Origin of the sequence: Cohnella phaseoli, from assembly GCF_003386235.1 — a bacterium.
GTDB classification, from domain to species: domain Bacteria; phylum Bacillota; class Bacilli; order Paenibacillales; family Paenibacillaceae; genus Cohnella; species Cohnella phaseoli.
Window position 1 is genome coordinate 59741 of the sequence record NZ_QRDZ01000009.1, and the last position, 15661, is coordinate 75401.

At 55.4% G+C, this 15661-nt stretch carries 15 protein-coding genes; 8 read left to right on the forward strand and 7 right to left on the reverse strand.

Going from position 1 to position 15661, the window contains the following annotated elements:
• Positions 1-67: 67 nt before the first annotated feature.
• A complete protein-coding gene (locus DFP98_RS13155) occupies positions 68-790 on the reverse strand; it encodes a Crp/Fnr family transcriptional regulator (RefSeq protein WP_246016519.1) in 723 nt (240 codons plus the stop codon).
• Between the two features lie 178 nt (positions 791-968).
• On the opposite strand from DFP98_RS13155, the gene ric reads away from it, so the two are divergent.
• Complete coding sequence (gene ric / locus DFP98_RS13160) at positions 969-1682, forward strand: iron-sulfur cluster repair di-iron protein (RefSeq protein WP_116061062.1); 714 nt, start codon at positions 969-971, stop codon at positions 1680-1682.
• 20 nt (positions 1683-1702) lie between these two features.
• Here ric and DFP98_RS13165 read toward each other — a convergent pair whose 3' ends face one another.
• Positions 1703-2398, reverse strand: a complete 696-nt coding sequence (locus DFP98_RS13165; protein ID WP_116061063.1) for a Crp/Fnr family transcriptional regulator — start codon at positions 2396-2398, stop codon at positions 1703-1705.
• Positions 2399-2659: 261 nt separating this feature from the next.
• Here DFP98_RS13165 and mobA point away from each other — a divergent pair, with 261 nt between their 5' ends.
• Both mobA and DFP98_RS13175 read left to right on the forward strand, forming a co-directional pair.
• Entirely contained in the window at positions 2660-3319 is a 660-nt protein-coding gene (gene mobA / locus DFP98_RS13170; RefSeq protein ID WP_116061064.1) for a molybdenum cofactor guanylyltransferase, read from the forward strand.
• Between the two features lie 13 nt (positions 3320-3332).
• On the forward strand, positions 3333-4067 hold the full coding sequence (locus DFP98_RS13175) for a YwiC-like family protein (protein ID WP_116061065.1): 735 nt from the start codon (positions 3333-3335) through the stop codon (positions 4065-4067).
• Between the two features lie 65 nt (positions 4068-4132).
• On the opposite strand, the gene nrdD is transcribed toward DFP98_RS13175, so the two are convergent.
• Both nrdD and DFP98_RS13185 read right to left on the reverse strand, forming a co-directional pair.
• Positions 4133-6061, reverse strand: coding sequence for an anaerobic ribonucleoside-triphosphate reductase (nrdD, locus tag DFP98_RS13180; protein WP_116061066.1), 1929 nt, complete (start codon positions 6059-6061; stop codon positions 4133-4135).
• Between the two features lie 15 nt (positions 6062-6076).
• Positions 6077-6763: a 4Fe-4S cluster-binding domain-containing protein gene (locus DFP98_RS13185; RefSeq protein ID WP_116061067.1), complete on the reverse strand. Its 687-nt coding sequence runs from the start codon at positions 6761-6763 to the stop codon at positions 6077-6079.
• A 259-nt stretch (positions 6764-7022) separates the two neighbouring features.
• On the opposite strand from DFP98_RS13185, the gene DFP98_RS13190 reads away from it, so the two are divergent.
• Complete coding sequence (locus DFP98_RS13190) at positions 7023-8723, forward strand: methyl-accepting chemotaxis protein (protein ID WP_116061068.1); 1701 nt, start codon at positions 7023-7025, stop codon at positions 8721-8723.
• 479 nt (positions 8724-9202) lie between these two features.
• On the opposite strand, the gene DFP98_RS13195 is transcribed toward DFP98_RS13190, so the two are convergent.
• Positions 9203-9628 carry a YlbF/YmcA family competence regulator gene (locus DFP98_RS13195; protein ID WP_116061069.1) on the reverse strand — a complete coding sequence of 142 codons (426 nt, stop codon included), beginning with the start codon at positions 9626-9628 and terminating at the stop codon, positions 9203-9205.
• A 244-nt stretch (positions 9629-9872) separates the two neighbouring features.
• Between DFP98_RS13195 and DFP98_RS13200 the strand changes: the two genes are divergently transcribed.
• From DFP98_RS13200 to DFP98_RS13210, 3 genes are all read left to right on the forward strand, one after another.
• On the forward strand, positions 9873-10979 hold the full coding sequence (locus tag DFP98_RS13200) for a TIGR04053 family radical SAM/SPASM domain-containing protein (RefSeq protein WP_116061070.1): 1107 nt from the start codon (positions 9873-9875) through the stop codon (positions 10977-10979).
• Positions 10980-11015: 36 nt separating this feature from the next.
• Positions 11016-12449, forward strand: a complete 1434-nt coding sequence (gene hemG / locus DFP98_RS13205) for a protoporphyrinogen oxidase (RefSeq protein WP_116061240.1) — start codon at positions 11016-11018, stop codon at positions 12447-12449.
• 73 nt (positions 12450-12522) lie between these two features.
• Positions 12523-13080, forward strand: a complete 558-nt coding sequence (locus DFP98_RS13210) for a DUF309 domain-containing protein (RefSeq protein ID WP_116061071.1) — start codon at positions 12523-12525, stop codon at positions 13078-13080.
• Here DFP98_RS13210 and DFP98_RS13215 read toward each other — a convergent pair.
• A complete protein-coding gene (locus tag DFP98_RS13215) occupies positions 13043-13624 on the reverse strand; it encodes a beta-class carbonic anhydrase (protein ID WP_116061072.1) in 582 nt (193 codons plus the stop codon). The genes DFP98_RS13210 and DFP98_RS13215 overlap by 38 nt on opposite strands.
• A gap of 24 nt (positions 13625-13648) precedes the next feature.
• A complete protein-coding gene (locus tag DFP98_RS13220; RefSeq protein WP_116061073.1) occupies positions 13649-13987 on the reverse strand; it encodes an iron-sulfur cluster biosynthesis family protein in 339 nt (112 codons plus the stop codon).
• A 103-nt stretch (positions 13988-14090) separates the two neighbouring features.
• Here DFP98_RS13220 and DFP98_RS13225 point away from each other — a divergent pair, with 103 nt between their 5' ends.
• A complete protein-coding gene (locus tag DFP98_RS13225; protein WP_116061074.1) occupies positions 14091-15620 on the forward strand; it encodes a carboxypeptidase M32 in 1530 nt (509 codons plus the stop codon).
• The last annotated feature ends 41 nt before the right edge of the window (positions 15621-15661 follow it).

Below are 15661 nucleotides of genomic sequence, written 5' to 3' on the forward strand. Positions count from 1 at the left end.
ATCATCTCAAGCAGCTCTGCTTATGGGATAGCCCGTTGGTCGATTATCCGTCCGTTGTCCGCTGGATTTACATCCGGCACAAGTTCTTGGGGCACAATTCGCACCGGCACATCGCTTGCAGGTAACTCAAATTCGTAATGGTGATCATTCCGTCGTTCATGAGAATGGCGCCCGCTCTGCGCAGATCTCCGAGCATCCGGTTTACGCTTTCCCGCGCGCAGCCGATATAGTCGGCCAATTCGGAATTTGTCAGCTTCATAGTAATATGGATGCCTTTCTCGTCTTTACGCCCGTAGGTGTTGGACAGGCGAATCAAGGTGGAGCAGAGCGCGCCGGGCTTGCCCAGCATGACGAGGTCGCGGAACTTCGTCTGGGTCAGCCGATGCATGAAGCTCATCCAATTGACGAATTCGATCGCTAAATCGCCGTGCTGCCAGAGCAGCACTTCCAGATCGCTCTTTTGAAATACGCCTACGACGCACTTCTCGATCGTTGCGGCGGTGAACTGATGGAACGCTTTGGGGGAAGGGTCGAGCTGGCCGAAAAAGTCCCCTTCATGAAACAAGGACATAATGTATTCCTTGCCTTCCTCCGACAGCTTCGTCAATTTGACCTTGCCCGATTGAATAAAATATAGACTCCCAGCGGAATCTCCTTCGCGGAATACGTTAACGTTCGCGTTCAGATTTTGGAAGTACATAATTTGCTGCAGTTTCTGCAGATTATCGTCGGAAAATAAGGAAGAGTTGCAGATCGAGCGGCATTCGGTTTGCTGGTGAGCGGTAGTCACATAAGCCACCTCCAAGATACGTTGGAGCAAGTATAGCAAAGGAATACAGCGTCAAGTGTGATACATCTCACATCTTGAGCCGTCCGGGCCGCTAAAGTGTGTTCTGCGTCACAGAGCAGGGCGGCGGTTATGCCTATACTGGGGGTGAACCTATAGAAAATGAAAGGAAGGATCGGATATGAGCCAGCAATTTAACGGAGAAGAGAAAATCGGCGACATTGTGGCCGATTTTCCGGGAGCCAGCCATCTGTTCAAGGAGACGAAAATCGATTTCTGCTGCGGCGGGGATCGCCCGTTGGCGGAGGCCGCTCGCGGCCAGCAGCTGGATTTGGACGAGCTTCTGCGCCGCTTGAACGAAAGCTATGAGGAAGCAGCCGCGAGGAACGTAGCGGCAGAAGCGGACTGGAAGACGGCGCCGATCGCGGATTTAATCGATCATATCGTTACTCGCCACCACGGGTATTTGAAGAAGGAGCTGCCGTTGATCAGCGAACTGCTGACAAAGGTGCTCCGCGTTCATGGCGCAGGGCATCCCGAGCTCGCCGCATTGCATAGACAGTTCCATCAAATGAAAATCGAGCTGGATCAGCATCTGATCGCCGAAGAAGAGGCGCTTTTCCCTCTGCTGAAGCGCTATGCGGCCGAGCCGAGCGCGGAGGCGCAACAGAAAGCGGTCGAAGGGCTGGACGACCTGGAGCAAGACCACAGCGTCGTCGGAGACTATCTGAAGGAAATGAGAGCGAAGTCGGACGGTTACGCGCTGCCTGCGGAAGCGTGCACAACCTATTCGCTCGCATTCGGCAAGCTGGTCGAGCTGGAGGCGGACCTGTTCGAGCACATTCATCTGGAGAACAACGTGCTGTTTCCAAGGGTCGAGCAGGGGCGAGTCTAAAAGCGCCACGAGGATTGGCGCTACTTGATCTCCTTCTGCTGCTTTAACGCTTCAAGATCGATAATGACGATCCGGCTGCGATCGACTTCGAGCAGTTCGTCTTTGTTGAACTGATTGAGCAGCCGGTTAATCGTCTCTCTCGTCGTTCCGATGGAGTTGGCGATCTCCTGGTGCGTCATCGGCAGATTGATCGTAATTTTGTTGTCCTTCATGTCCCCGTGATGCTCCGCAAGCTGAAGCAGGAACGACAGCACGCGATGTTTGACATCCTGTCCGGACAAGACTTGAAGCTTCTCCTGCAGCTCCCGAATCTTGTCGCCCATCACGCGCATCATCTTGATCGCGATGGACGGCGTATTCATCATCAACCGCTCGAACATTTTGACGGGAATCGCCAGCAGCTGCGTGTCGACGATCGCTTCGGCCGTTGCCGGATACGGGTTTTGATTGAAAAAGCCGGTATGCGGGAACATGTCGCCGGTCTTCAGGAAAGATACAATCTGCTCATGGCCGTTTTCGTCCGTCTTGAACGTCTTTACCAGACCGTTGCGGATGAAGTAGACGGCCTCTTTCTCGCTGCCTTCGGTGAAAACGACGGACCTTCTCGAGATGGAACGGGATATTGTAATTTCCTCGACTCTCGCCATTTCCTGCGGATTCAAATCGTGAAACAGCGGAACCTGATGCAGGAATGCGGACGCTTTATCCTTGCTCATGAACATCCTCCTTGCGAATCGGATTAACGAAGCGGCGCGAATGACGGCGTTCGGCCGAACGTAAGGCGGGCAATTGTTTCTAGTTTAAATTCTAGCGAAAATCGAATCAATAGCTATCCGTTAATGAGATCGATTTTCAACAGAATAGCGAACTTTTGCCCGCAAGGCTGTGAGTTATGTCATAGAGGAATCGATTGGCGAGGACAATAATGGGAGAACGGGGAAGAAGCGCAATATTCCATAGAAATCCGGAGGAATGCGATGTTGGATACGACCGATCGATTGCCGATTGACGAGCGAGCCTGCCTCTCCGGAATCATTCTGGCCGGGGGAAGAAGCCGGAGAATGGGAGGCGTTCATAAGGCGCTGCTGCCGTTTCGCGAAGAGAAGATGATTCATCGCCAACTGGGAAAGCTGAAGGAAATCTGCTCGGAGATTATACTGGTCACGAATGAACCGAGAACGTTTCTTCCTCTTGTCGACAACAATGTCAGAATCATTACCGACTTCTATCCCGATAAAGGCCCGCTCGGCGGGATTCACGCCGCATTGTCGCTTGCTTGTCATACTAACGTATGGGTCGTAGCTTGCGATATGCCGTTTATCTCTCCGCAAGCGGCCCGAACGCTGCTGGCTGTCAAGACCGAGGGAGACGGCGAGGCGGCGGTTCCGTACTTCCACGGACAAATGTATCCGTTTCACGGCATTTACGACAAAAGCTGCGTCGAACGAATTCCGTATCTATTCGGCAGAGGACAGTTTCGGGTCAACGGTTTTCTGGACGCGATCCGCTGCGTGAAGGTGGAGGAGGCCGAATTCAGGCGCAACGGAATCGATTCCAGGTTTGTCCTGAATTTGAATACGCCGGAACAGTACGAGAGCCTGCTTGCGCTCGATACGCAGGAGGCTGCGGACCGGTGACGGGGGAGTGGCAATGAAAAAGAAGAAAAAACTGGTGATTCCTCACGAACACGGAGGATGGGCGATGGTCAGCGTGCCGTTCTTGACCGGCATGGCGGTCGCAGCTCCGCAGTGGATTCATGCGCCGCTCTTCGTTGGGTGGCTGCTTCTATATTTGGCGTCGTATCCGCTCCTGCAAGCGGTGAAGCGAGCGTCTAACAGAGCTTATATGTTGAAGTGGGGCGCGGGTTATGCGCTGGGCGCGCTCGCATGTCTAATTGTGCCGCTGATCGATCGTCCGCAGCTGGCCTACTTCGGAATTCCGTTGGTAGCGCTGCTGGCCGTGAACGTCTGGCACTCGAAGCGGAAGACGGAACGAGCATTGTTGAACGACCTATGCGCCATCGTCAGCTTTTCGCTTGCCGCCGCTGCCGCTTACTTGGCGGGAGGGGGAGAATGGGGCGCTAAAATGGCTGCGCTCACGGCGTTTAACTTGATCTATTTCATGGGGACCGCCTTTTTCGTCAAAACGGTGTTCAGAGAACGGCAGAACTCCCGTTGGACCGCTTATGCGCGTATCTACCATCTATTGGCTTTAATAGTTCCCTTGGCGTTGGGCTCCCCGTTAATGACGATTCCGTTCGTATTTCCGGCCCTGCGCGCGTTCGCCTACGCCGGCAAAGCGATGAGGCCGGCCAAAGTCGGCATCATGGAAATCGTCGGCGCTTTGCAATTTCTAATCCTGACCGTCCTTCTATTTCCTGAATAGCGAAGAGGCCCGATTCCGCCGCATGAAGATGCCGGCAAGTCGGGCCTCCTTGTTTTTGCTGGCGCTTACTGAAGGGTTTCCTCCTTCAGCCGTTTGCGCGTATTCCAGTCGAAGCGTCTTGCCTTGCTCCAGAAGTTGAACTGCCCCGAGTAGCAGCCCTCTTCGTCAACACGGATTTTTTTGCGAGCGATCATTTTAACATAGCCGATCACCCTGCTATATGTCGCCAGATCGTCGCTGCCGCATACGGGGCAGGTCTCGAGATTTTTGCCGTCGTCGGCGACGATCTGCCGGCTGCAGGCCAGGCAACTGGTCAGAGTCGGGGTCAAGGTGATGTACTGGATCGGCTTATCGAAAATTTTCCGCAAATAATCGGCCAATCGCTCGGGAGACACTTTACTTTCCAGGAAATGGTGCAGAATGCTTCCCGAAGTGGCATACGCTTGAAACTCCGCGCTATTCTCGATCTGCCGGGTAAAGTCATCTTCGCTAAAGGGCAGCATGCACCCGGACGTCAAGTAAACATGATCTCCCGAACCTTGCACGAAGATGTCTCGGTTTCGGCTACGGGCCCACTTGACGTCGTGGCGGGCCAACTTGATCGCCGCGTTCTCTCCAGGCGCGTACTCGATGCCGCAGGCTACGCGATCCCGCACGATAAATTCGTTGATCCGTTCGGTAATAAACTGCATAATACGATGCGCCAGCCGCTTGCCGGCCTCACTGCTCATACCGCCCGTATATCCGCAGTTAATCAGGCCTTCGTGCATGCCGGCAACGCCGAACACGTTGAAATAGTTGGACAGGTCGCGATTAAAGGCAAAGAAGGTCGGATACAGCTCCTTGTTCCGCTCGATCCATTTTCGCTTGGCCATATGTCCTTTCTGCATAACGTTCAAAAACTCGGCGATCTTGGAGAACAGCAGATCTTCGTTATGGCCGTATTCGAGCAGCATCCGGTTCAGATTCAAGTTCAGCACCTGCACCGCGCCGGTCGAGCCGGTCGAGCTGCCGAAGATGCCGCTGCCGACTCTGGACAACACGTTCAAGTCGATCTGTAGACGACAGCATAGACTGCGGCTCGCCTCCGGGTCGCGCGGCTTCATGAACGGGTTAAGCCGTCTGTAGCGCTCGTCTTGAAAAGGAGCGGTTCGGAAATTCTCGAAATAGACTCCGCCCCAGCGGTACATGCCGTCGAGCAGCTCCAGAAACAGCCGGTTGCCGTAGTCGAATTCATCGTCGATCGGCACGGTGAGCAGCGGGAAGGTGAACGGAATGCCGTTGCCCGTGCCTTGCTTCATCACTTCGATGACGGCGCTGTTGATCCGGTCGAAGTAATCGGCGGGAATGTCGCGATAACGAATGTCGAGCGGCGCTCCGCCTATGATGACCAGTTCGTCCTTGATTTCGTCGGACGGTTTGCCGAATTCGAGCGTGATGTTGGTGAACGCAGACTGGGAGCCGCCGCGCAGCGGCATGTTCATCTCCCAGATCAAGCTCTGGAATAGCTGTATCAGCTCGTCCACCGTGAAGCGACGGCCGTGGATGCATTCCTCCGCATACAGGTAGGAGGCGGAGATCGTCGTCATCTGCGACAGCATAACCGCTCCGGACACCTGCTGGGACATGAGCACGACAACGTTGCTAAAATGCCGGAGCAGCGTATCCAGCTTGCGTGTCGGCTTGGAGCTCATCATATTTTTGGCCAGCGTGGGGATGCCTTTGGCGGCAATATCTTTGCACGATACGCTTAGGCAATAAGGGCTGAGCTGCTTGTCGTGGATATAGACGACTCCGTCCCGATACAGCTCGGTCAGCTTGGCCGGGAGCACGCGTTCCAGCAGATAGCGCTCCTCCGAAAAGTTGGTCAGATTGTGCCGTAGGAGCGGAAGGGAGTAGACGAAGTTGCTGTTCTCTCGTTTCAAGTAATCGGCTTGCTTGGTTTCCGACGGGGAAGTAAACGTATCGATAATTTCTTCGGTGCGGTTGAACATGGATATCCCTCCAAATTAATGGTGCTGATGCGGCCGCTTCGATTGCGGCGGATGGTACGGATTGAGAAAGTAAGGAACACGGCTGCCGTGCTTGGCGTTTAATCCGTTCACATAAGCGCGAATCCGCTCAAAATATTCATCGCTTAACTGCGGATACCGCACGGTTCGCACTTGACTGTTCGCGCCGTTGTGCCGGATGACGGCTTCCACGGATTCCAGCATGTTCCGGCACAAGCTCCGGGATGGAACCGTTCCGATAATCGTTTCATAGACGTCGGAGTCCTCGTCGGGATCCAGCAGATGATAGGGCAGCTTCATATCGATATGTACGCCGTCGATCAGTCGCCAATCCAGCAGCATTTGCAATTTTCGCGGATAGGTGCCGTTCGTGTACACGATAACTACGCCCTCGAACGCATCGCGGACACGACGGAAGAAGTCGGAAAGGTCGGAGGCGTTGTTCATTAGAAGCTCCCCTCCGCTGACGAGCAGAGCGTCAAACAAACCGGCATTGGCATGAATGCGTTCGACGGCCTGCGTCGCGGTGAGCCGACGCGCATCCGGCTTGGTCGCGATCAACTCGTCGTAATTGTGGCAGCCGAAGCAGCGCATGTTGCAGCCGTTCCAGCTATGGATCAGCAAAGATACGCGCCCCGGGAGATCGTCGAACGTACGAATGAAACCGGGATAAAACGCGAGCATACCGAAATCACTCCTTTAATAGTATTGCGATTAACCGTATCACCTCCTGTTTTCACTTTCTATATGTGGGCGATGAAAAGAATTTTAATACAATATGTAGTGTTTATTAAGTGATTTTAATCACAATGCGGGCGATTTTCGGTCGATTTCCACAGAATGTTTGTTTCCGTCCTCCAAAGTGACTTTTCTCACTAACCGGAATTTCTTTTCTTGCTATAATTTAGCAGTCCTTAATAGTCCAATTCTATCGGAGGGAATTATGAAAGCCGGGATCACTGGGAAAATGACCGCTATCGTCCTGTCCATCGTCCTTGCCAGTTCGGCCATCGTCATCTTTGTCAGCTATTGGAACAGCTACAATCAGATTAAGGCCGCGGCAGGAGAGGAATTGATCGGCTGCGCCAACATTACGCTCGGCATTTTCTCCTCCGGCGAGGTCAAGCGACTGGCGGACGGCGATGCCGCCCCGCTCGATCGGGTGCAACGAGACATCGGCTGGACGATTGCGCACAAGCCGATCTTCAAAAATCAATATATTTTGTCGCTGGACGGTAAGGTGTTAGCGGCAGATGCAGCGCTGCAAGCGCAAGGCGTAAAGGCGGGGGACTCCTTCTATCTGGATGAGAAAGCGCTTGATATGATCCGTACGATGAAACATCCCGCTTACTCCGATGTGTACGAATTTGCCGGCAGCAAGCGAATAACGGGCTATGCGCCGATCTTCGAAAATAACGATCCGAACGGGACGTTGATTGCGCTGAACGCGATCGATTTCGACGCCGCCATTTTGAGCGAGCGGACGTGGACAATGATCAAGGACTTAATGTTAATCTGTTTGGCGCTGCCTTTCGCGGCCGCGGCGATCACAATCTGGTTCGTGCGAAGAACGATCGCGCCGCTCAAAATCGTCAATGAGGAGGTCCGACGCGTCGCGGAAGGAGATTTCACTGCGATGACGGGAGAGATCAAAAGTCGGGATGAAGCCGGGCAGTTGTTCAAGAGCTTCGGCAGCATGGTCGGCGACTTGTCCGCATTGGCACGGGGGATGATGCAGACGTCGGCGCAATTGTCCGATGCCAGCCGCGAATTGACGTTGACGGCCGCCCATACGGGCGAAGCCTCCCGGCAAATTTCTCTGGCCGTGGACGAAGTTGCGGCAGGAGCGATGCGGCAGTCGGAGCGGGCCGGCTCGGTTATGGAGCTGGTGGAGCGCGCCAAGCGCGAGATCGTGAACGGGGAGGCCAAAGCCCGCACGGCCGCTTCCGTCGCCGGCCAGTCCACGGAAGAGGCGAAAAGAGGCGAATCGGCGATCGGGGAAGCCGTCGCGCATCTTGACTCCGTTATGGAGTCTGTCAAACGGTCCGTCGGTTCGATTCATGCGCTAGGCGGACGATCCGAGGAGATCGGCGGGATCGTGACGGTTATCTCGCAAATTGCCTACCGGACGAATCTGCTCGCGCTGAATGCGGCGATTGAAGCGGCTAGAGCCGGACAGCAGGGCAAGGGCTTTGCGGTAGTGGCCGGAGAAGTGCGCCAATTGGCGGAGCAATCGAAAGCATCCGCAGAGCAAATCGCGGACATGATCGGAGAGATTCGGGAAGAGACGGCGCTTACCGTCGCCGCGATGGAGAACACGCTGGTCGCTGTCGAGCGGCAGACGATTTTTATGGTTCAAGGGAGAGAAGCGCTTGCTTCGATTACGGATCAAGTGCTTAGGACGGAACGAAGCGTGACGGAGCTGCAGCAAATATCGGAATATATCGCGCGGTTTATTGAGGAGGTAGTCGAAGCGACGACGGAATTCGTTCATTTTATCCAACAGACGGCCGCGTCGGCTCAGCAAGTATCGGCGTCGGCTCACGAGCAGTCCGGTTACGTCGATCGAATTGCGACGCAGGCCGGCGTACTGGAGCAAGTATCGACCGGTCTGACCGAGAGGGTTCGCAAGTTCAAAGTGTAGCCCACAATGTCAAGTCGCACCGAAAGAAAATCAATGTTAAAGGTGCAAGGCGTATTTCCCTTCCTCTGATGCTATACGCTCCTGAAATTGGAATAGGAAAACCCGTTACAATGTTTCAGGAGCGTATGGGGCAGTCTACGAGCTAATCATGATCCTTAACACTTCCAGATAATCGCCAATGGTTATCCGTATAATCATCGAAGACGCTTAGTGACGTACAACCCTTGGGTATTGGTCGCTTTGTACGGTTTTTCGAACAAACGTCGTCCGTATAAGCCTGAATGGAGTTGCATTGTACGATTTTTCGGACAAACGTCCGCCGTTTAAGCCTGATTTAAGCTGCGTTGTACGATTTTCCGACTACTTCCCTCGCGGAAGTTTCTTCGTAGGAGTCTGCGAGAAGTATATGGCTTCTTTTTTAATCGTTCATCTTAAGCAAGCCTGCGGTATGCGGTATGGTGGGGAATGCAAGATCGCCTTTAGTGCCCGTGGCCACTGCCGCAGCTGCCTCCGCAGCCGCAATCGCCCTTCTTGAGGTCGCCCGGCTCAGGCAGACGATCGAGTTCGACCGTTTTCGTAAAATACTGGCTGATTTTGTTGTGCAGTTGACCGAATTCGCGCTGGGCGTACAAAAACTTGCGAATGATCGGGTTGTCATACAACGCGCGTTCTTCTTCCTCGTAGGCGGAAACCTCTTCGGGCGTCAGTTCCGCCTCCGCGTCCTCCTTCTGACGGAGATGCTGATGCTTCTCCATAAAGCGTTCATATTGCTGCAGCGACTGTTCGTCCGAAGCGAAATGGTCGATTGCATCGCGCAGTTCCTTGTATGCTTCTTGCCCGAGCAACGTCTCGCAGAGCTCTTTCATTTTCTCCATAATCGGATCGCTGTCCAGCTTAATAATCATAGGTTGTCCTCCTTGTCGTCCTGCTCTTTCTCACTTTAATCCAAACGTGGACGATCGACTGTGACGACCCTCACACATCGAAAGATGGCAGGATGTTATGATGACGTGGATCACAGTGTTTTCTGACAGGACACGCCCTGGCGAATCAGTGGGCGACCGCATCGCAGCTGGCGGGCGGACAGAAGCAGCAGGGCGGCCATCGCGAGCGCGCTCAAAGAGTAGCCGAAACGAAAGGAGCATTCTCATGTCGTCGATCGTTCGCGAGAGAGATTACAATGTCAATCCGTTTATCGTGATCTGGGAAGTGACCAGAGCCTGTGCTTTGAAATGTCTGCATTGCCGGGCGGAAGCGCAGTATCGCGCCGATCCGCGTCAATTGACCTTTCAAGAGGGGACGAAGCTGATCGACAGCATTGCTGAAATGGACAACCCTTTGTTCGTGTTCACTGGGGGAGATCCGCTGATGCGCCCCGATCTGTTCGAGCTTGCCCAGTATGCGATCGAGGAGAAACGGCTTCCTGTCTCGATGACCCCGAGCGCTACGCCAAGAGTGACGCGCGAGGCGATCCGTAAAGCGAAGGAGGTCGGGCTGTCGCGCTGGGCGTTCAGCTTGGACGGATCGCGGGCGGAAATCCACGATCATTTTCGCGGCACCAAGGGCTCCTACGATCTGACGATGAGAGGAATCGAATATTTACAGGAGATGCAAATTCCGATCCAGATCAACACGACGGTCTCGCAGTACAATCTTCATGATCTTGACGCGACGGCCGAGAAGGTGAAGGAGATGGGCGCAGTACTGTGGAGCGTCTTCTTCCTCGTACCGACCGGGCGCGGCATGGAGAAGGACATGATTTCCCCCGAGCAGCACGAAGAGGTGATGAAGTGGCTGTTCCAGGTGCAGCAGCGCATGCCGTATGGCGTGAAAGCGACGGAAGCGCCCCATTTTCGCAGGGTGTTTATGCAGGAGAAGCTGCGCGCGGGAGCGGGACAGGAGCAGGCGGGGGCAAAAAGAGCCGATTTGCTCGGGCGCGCGCACAAAGGGGTTAACGACGGGGACGGCTTCGTCTTCATCAGCCATATCGGCGACGTGTATCCGAGCGGGTTCCTGCCGATCTCCTGCGGGAACGTTCGGGAGCGGCCGCTGCCGGACATTTACCGCACCTCGCCTCTGCTGCAGCGGCTGCGCGATAAATCGCAGCTCAAAGGGAAATGCGGGGTATGCGAGTTCAAGGAGCTGTGCGGCGGCTCTCGGGCAAGAGCGTACGCAACGACCGGAGATGAGCTGGAAAGCGATCCGTACTGCGCTTATATTCCGAAGAAATGGCGGGAAATCAGCCCGGTCGTTTGAAGCGTTCAGCGACGGATGAAGAAAGGCGGGGACGCGATGGATGGGAAAAGGCTGAAGATCGTCGTGGCGGGCGGAGGAATTACGGGAATGAGCGCGGCCTTTTATGCCGTTAAATACTTTGCGGAACGACAGATGCCGGTCGACATCGTTCTAGTGGAGAAAAGTCGCAGGCTGGGCGGTCATATTCGTACGATTCATCGGGACGGCTTCATTATCGAGCAGGGTCCGGATTCCTTCCTGGCTCGCAAAGCTCCCGTCATGAAGCTGATTCGCGAGTTGAATTTGGAGGCGCGTCTGGCGGCGACCAATCCGGATCCGCAAGCGAAAAAAAACTACATCCTGCATAAAGGGAAGCTTCATGAGATGCCGCTGGGGCTCGTGCTCGGCATTCCGACAGCGCTGGCGCCTTTCGTCAAAACCGGCCTCGTATCCCCGCTCGGCAAGCTTCGCGCCGCGATGGATTTGCTGCTGCCGCGAAGGAAGGACGACGCCGACGAATCGTTGGGCGGTTTTATCCGGCGTCGGCTGGGCCGGGAGGTGCTGGACAACATTACGGAGCCGCTGTTGGCCGGCATATACGCCGGAGAAACGCAATCTCTGAGCCTGCAGGCGACCTTCCCGCAATTCCGCCAGATCGAGCGCGATTATCGCAGCCTGATGATCGGAATGCTGGCAGGCAAGAAAAGCGCGCCGCCCGCATTGGCGGATGGGCCGGAGATCGCGCGAAAAAGCCTGTTTCTAACGTTCGATCAAGGGTTGTCGACGCTGGTGGAACGATTGGAGCAATCGCTGCCGACGGTCCGGAAGCTGACGGGAGAGGGCATTAATCGGATCGAAAAGGATGCGGAGGGATATCGACTGCTGCTAGAAAGCGGAGATGCTCTGCATTCGGACGGCTTGATTATGGCACTCCCGGCCGCGGAGGCTGCGAGACTAATGCCGGATGTTGCCGAGACCGCGTGGTTAGGGCGCATCCCGTATGCTTCGGTAGCGAACATAGCTCTAGCCTATCGCGCTGAGGACATCCCCGGCAAGCTGCAAGGCTCCGGTTTTGTAGTCCCTCGCAGAGAAGGCAGACTGATTACGGCTTGTACCTGGTCGTCTTCCAAGTGGCCCCATGCCGCTCCGCCAGGCAAAGCTCTGCTGAGAACCTATGTCGGAAGGGCGAATGCGCAGGAATGGCTGCTTCTGTCGGAAGAGGAGCTGATCGCGAGCGTTCGGGCGGATCTTCAAGCGACGATGGGCATCGTCGCCGAGCCGCTGTTCATCGAAATCAGCCGCTGCCATCGCTCGATGCCGCAGTATCCGGTCGGGCACCGCGAACGCTTAAGGGAGCTGCGGGCTAATCTGGCGGTGGAGAAGCCGGGCGTATGGCTGTGCGGGGCGGGCTACGAAGGCGTCGGCATTCCCGATTGCATCGAGCAGGGACGACGAGCCGCCGAACAGGCGGTGTCGTACGCGCTGTCTTAATTTCCATGCAGAGCGTCCGAAATTGCGCTATGCTAGAGAAAGAAGGAAGAGACAGTAGAGGGGAAGAAGCAGGATGAGCGCGATCGAGTATCCTCAAGCGTACATCGATTTTTTGGCCGAATATTATGGCTCGCGGGATTATTTCGAATGTCACGAGATTATGGAGGAATATTGGAAGGAGGATGCGCTGCCGGCTTATCGCACGTGCTGGCTAGTGCTGATCCGTATCGCGGTGTGCCAGTATCATTCCCGTCGGGGAAATTGGGGCGGCGCGATCAAGCTGATGAGCAAAGCCGCGACGGAAGCGGAGCCCGCGCTGTTCGACCGATTGGGCGTCGACGGCGGCCAGCTGGCCGAACTGCTTAAGCGTACAGCGCTGGAATGGAGCGGGCCGGGAGCCGCTTATCGCGACATCGATCTGCCGATTCGCGATGAGCGCTTGCTGTCCGCCGCGCGCCGTCGCTGCGCCGAGCTAGGCTATACGTGGGGCTTGCCGGGAGCGAGAGCGGGAGAGGATATCATCCACCGGCATCTGACGCGCGATCGGGAGGAAGTCGTCGCCGCGCGGGCGGAGTCGGCAAGGCGCAAGGCGCTCAGTCGCGAGCTTCCAGAGCCTGGTAGCCGTCCGTAACGACCTCGAGCTCCCCTGTATCGGGATGAATGATCAGGCCGTGCACAGGCGTACCCGGGGGCAGAAGCGGGTGGTTGCGAACGATTTCCACGCTGTTCACGACGCTCTCGCGGACGCTGTCGAAGCCGGTCAGCCAGCGATACAGGTTGATGCCGGAGTGGCGAAGCGTATGGATGACATGCTCGGGAATGCCCCGCGCCTGCATATGCTTGACGACCTCGTTCGGATCGATGCCGGTCATGCCGCAGTCGTGGTGGCCGACTAGAAACACCTCGTTGGCATGCAACTCGTACAGCGCTACGAGCACGCTCCGCATGATGTTGCCGAACGGGGAAGTGATGATCGCTCCGGCGTTTTTAATAATTTTGGCGTCGCCGTTCTTCATATTCATCGCCTTCGGGAGCAGCTCCGTCAGGCGCGCGTCCATGCAGGTGACGATGATGACTCTCTTCTCGGGAGGTCGATTAGTCGTCAAATATTGCTCGTAATCTTTGCCTTCGACGAATTGTTTGTTGAAGGCCAATATCTCATCCATTTTGCGCAAGCATCATTTCTCCTTCGTATGCTATTAATAGGCCGCCGTCGCTCGTCGATCCTCCAGCCGAAGCCGGTTGCTGTAAATCTGGCCGTCGCTGGCCAGCTTAAACGACCGCTTGGAAGGGTCGTATGAAACCCGCATCCGCTGATCGAAAAATACCTCGTGACGCTTCTCGTACCATACTTCGACAACGTTGCTTTCCGCCTGTAAATCTCCTTGTTCAGGTTCCTCGATCAGCCACAACGCCGCAACTCCGTTCATCGCGCAGCCGCAGCCCTCGGAATCCGATACCAGCTTCCAAATACGCGCCTCTGGACCATACCGCGTCGCAATCTCCGCCAAGGCGGCTTCGCTCCACTCCACGATCATGTCGTTTCCTCTTTTCTGAAATAAACGGTAAAGTTGATTATAAAGATAGCGGAGAGTATGATCAAGATGACAATATCGAGTCGAGAAAGGTTGTGCCCATACGATGAGCAACGCAGAGCTGACCGTATCGTCGCCGCTGAAGCGGTTTCGGGAATTGACGGGTCAAATTAAACAATACGAGGAAATTCTGGGTCTGGTTTATTGGGATATGAGAACCGGAGCGCCGCGCAAAGGCGTCGAGCAGCGCTCGGAAGCGGTGGGAGCGCTGTCCGCGGAGACGTTTAAGCTGTCGACGTCCGAGGAGATGGGCGAGCTGTTGCAGCAGCTCAACAAGCCGGAACAATTGGCGGAGCTGGGCGAGATCGACCGTCGGCTTGTCGAGGAGACGACGAAGGATTACGAGCGCAATCGGCGCATCCCTCCGGATATGTACCGCGAGTATGTCGTACTAACCTCTCAATCGGAGTCCGCATGGGAAGAGGCGAAGGCGAACGACGATTTCGCTAACTTCGTTCCTTATTTGGAGAAAATCATCGACTTTAACCGCAAGTTCATCGAGCTGTGGGGCGTAAAGACGACTCCGTACGATACGCTGCTGGATATGTATGAACCCGGACTGACGACGGAGGAGCTGGATCGGTTGTTCGGCGAGCTTAGGGCGCGGCTTGTGCCGCTGGCCGAGCAAATCGCTTCATCGGGCAATCGGCCCGATACCTCCTTCCTGGTCGGCGAATTTGCCAAAGAGGCCCAGAAGAAGTTCAGCAACCTGATTTTGAAGGAAATGGGCTACGATTTCGAGGCCGGCAGGCTGGACGAGAGCGTGCATCCGTTCGCGACGGGCTTGAACAAGAACGATGTGCGCATTACGACGCGTTATTTGCCGGACGATTTGACGAGCGCGCTGTTCGGTACAATTCACGAGTGCGGCCATGCGCTCTATGAGCAGAACATCAAGGACGAGCTGGCGACTACGCCGCTCTGCACGGGAACGTCCATGGGCATTCACGAATCGCAATCCCGTCTATGGGAAAATATGGTCGGACGCAGCTTCGGGTTCTGGTCGCAATATTTGCCGGCTCTGAAGGCTCATTTTCCGGGGCAGCTTGACGATGTGTCGACGGAGGCGTTCTATCGAGGCATTAATGTGGTGGAGCCGTCTCTGATCCGAATCGAAGCGGATGAACTGACCTACAACCTCCATATTATGATCCGCTACGAGATCGAGAAGATGCTCTTTAATGAAGGTTTGAATCCGCGCGATCTGCCGGAGGTGTGGAACCGCAAGTACGAAGAAGCTTTGGGCGTTACGCCTCCGAGCAATGCGCAGGGCGTTCTTCAGGACGTGCACTGGTCGGGCGGGGCTTTCGGTTATTTTCCGTCCTACTCGCTCGGCAATATGTACGCGGCGCAGATTATGGACATCGCGCGCCAAGAAATTCCCGATCTGGACGATCAGATCGCCTCCGGGCAATTGTTGCCGCTTAAGGACTGGCTGACCGACAAGGTATACCAGTACGGCAAGCTGCAGCGTCCGGCCGAAATTATCGAGCGAATCAGCGGGAAGCCGCTGCAATCCTCATATTTGTGCGACTATCTGGAAAATAAATACCGGGATATCTACCGTTTGGAGTAGGAAGGCCGAGCCGTACGCAAATAGGCCGATGAGTAGACTCC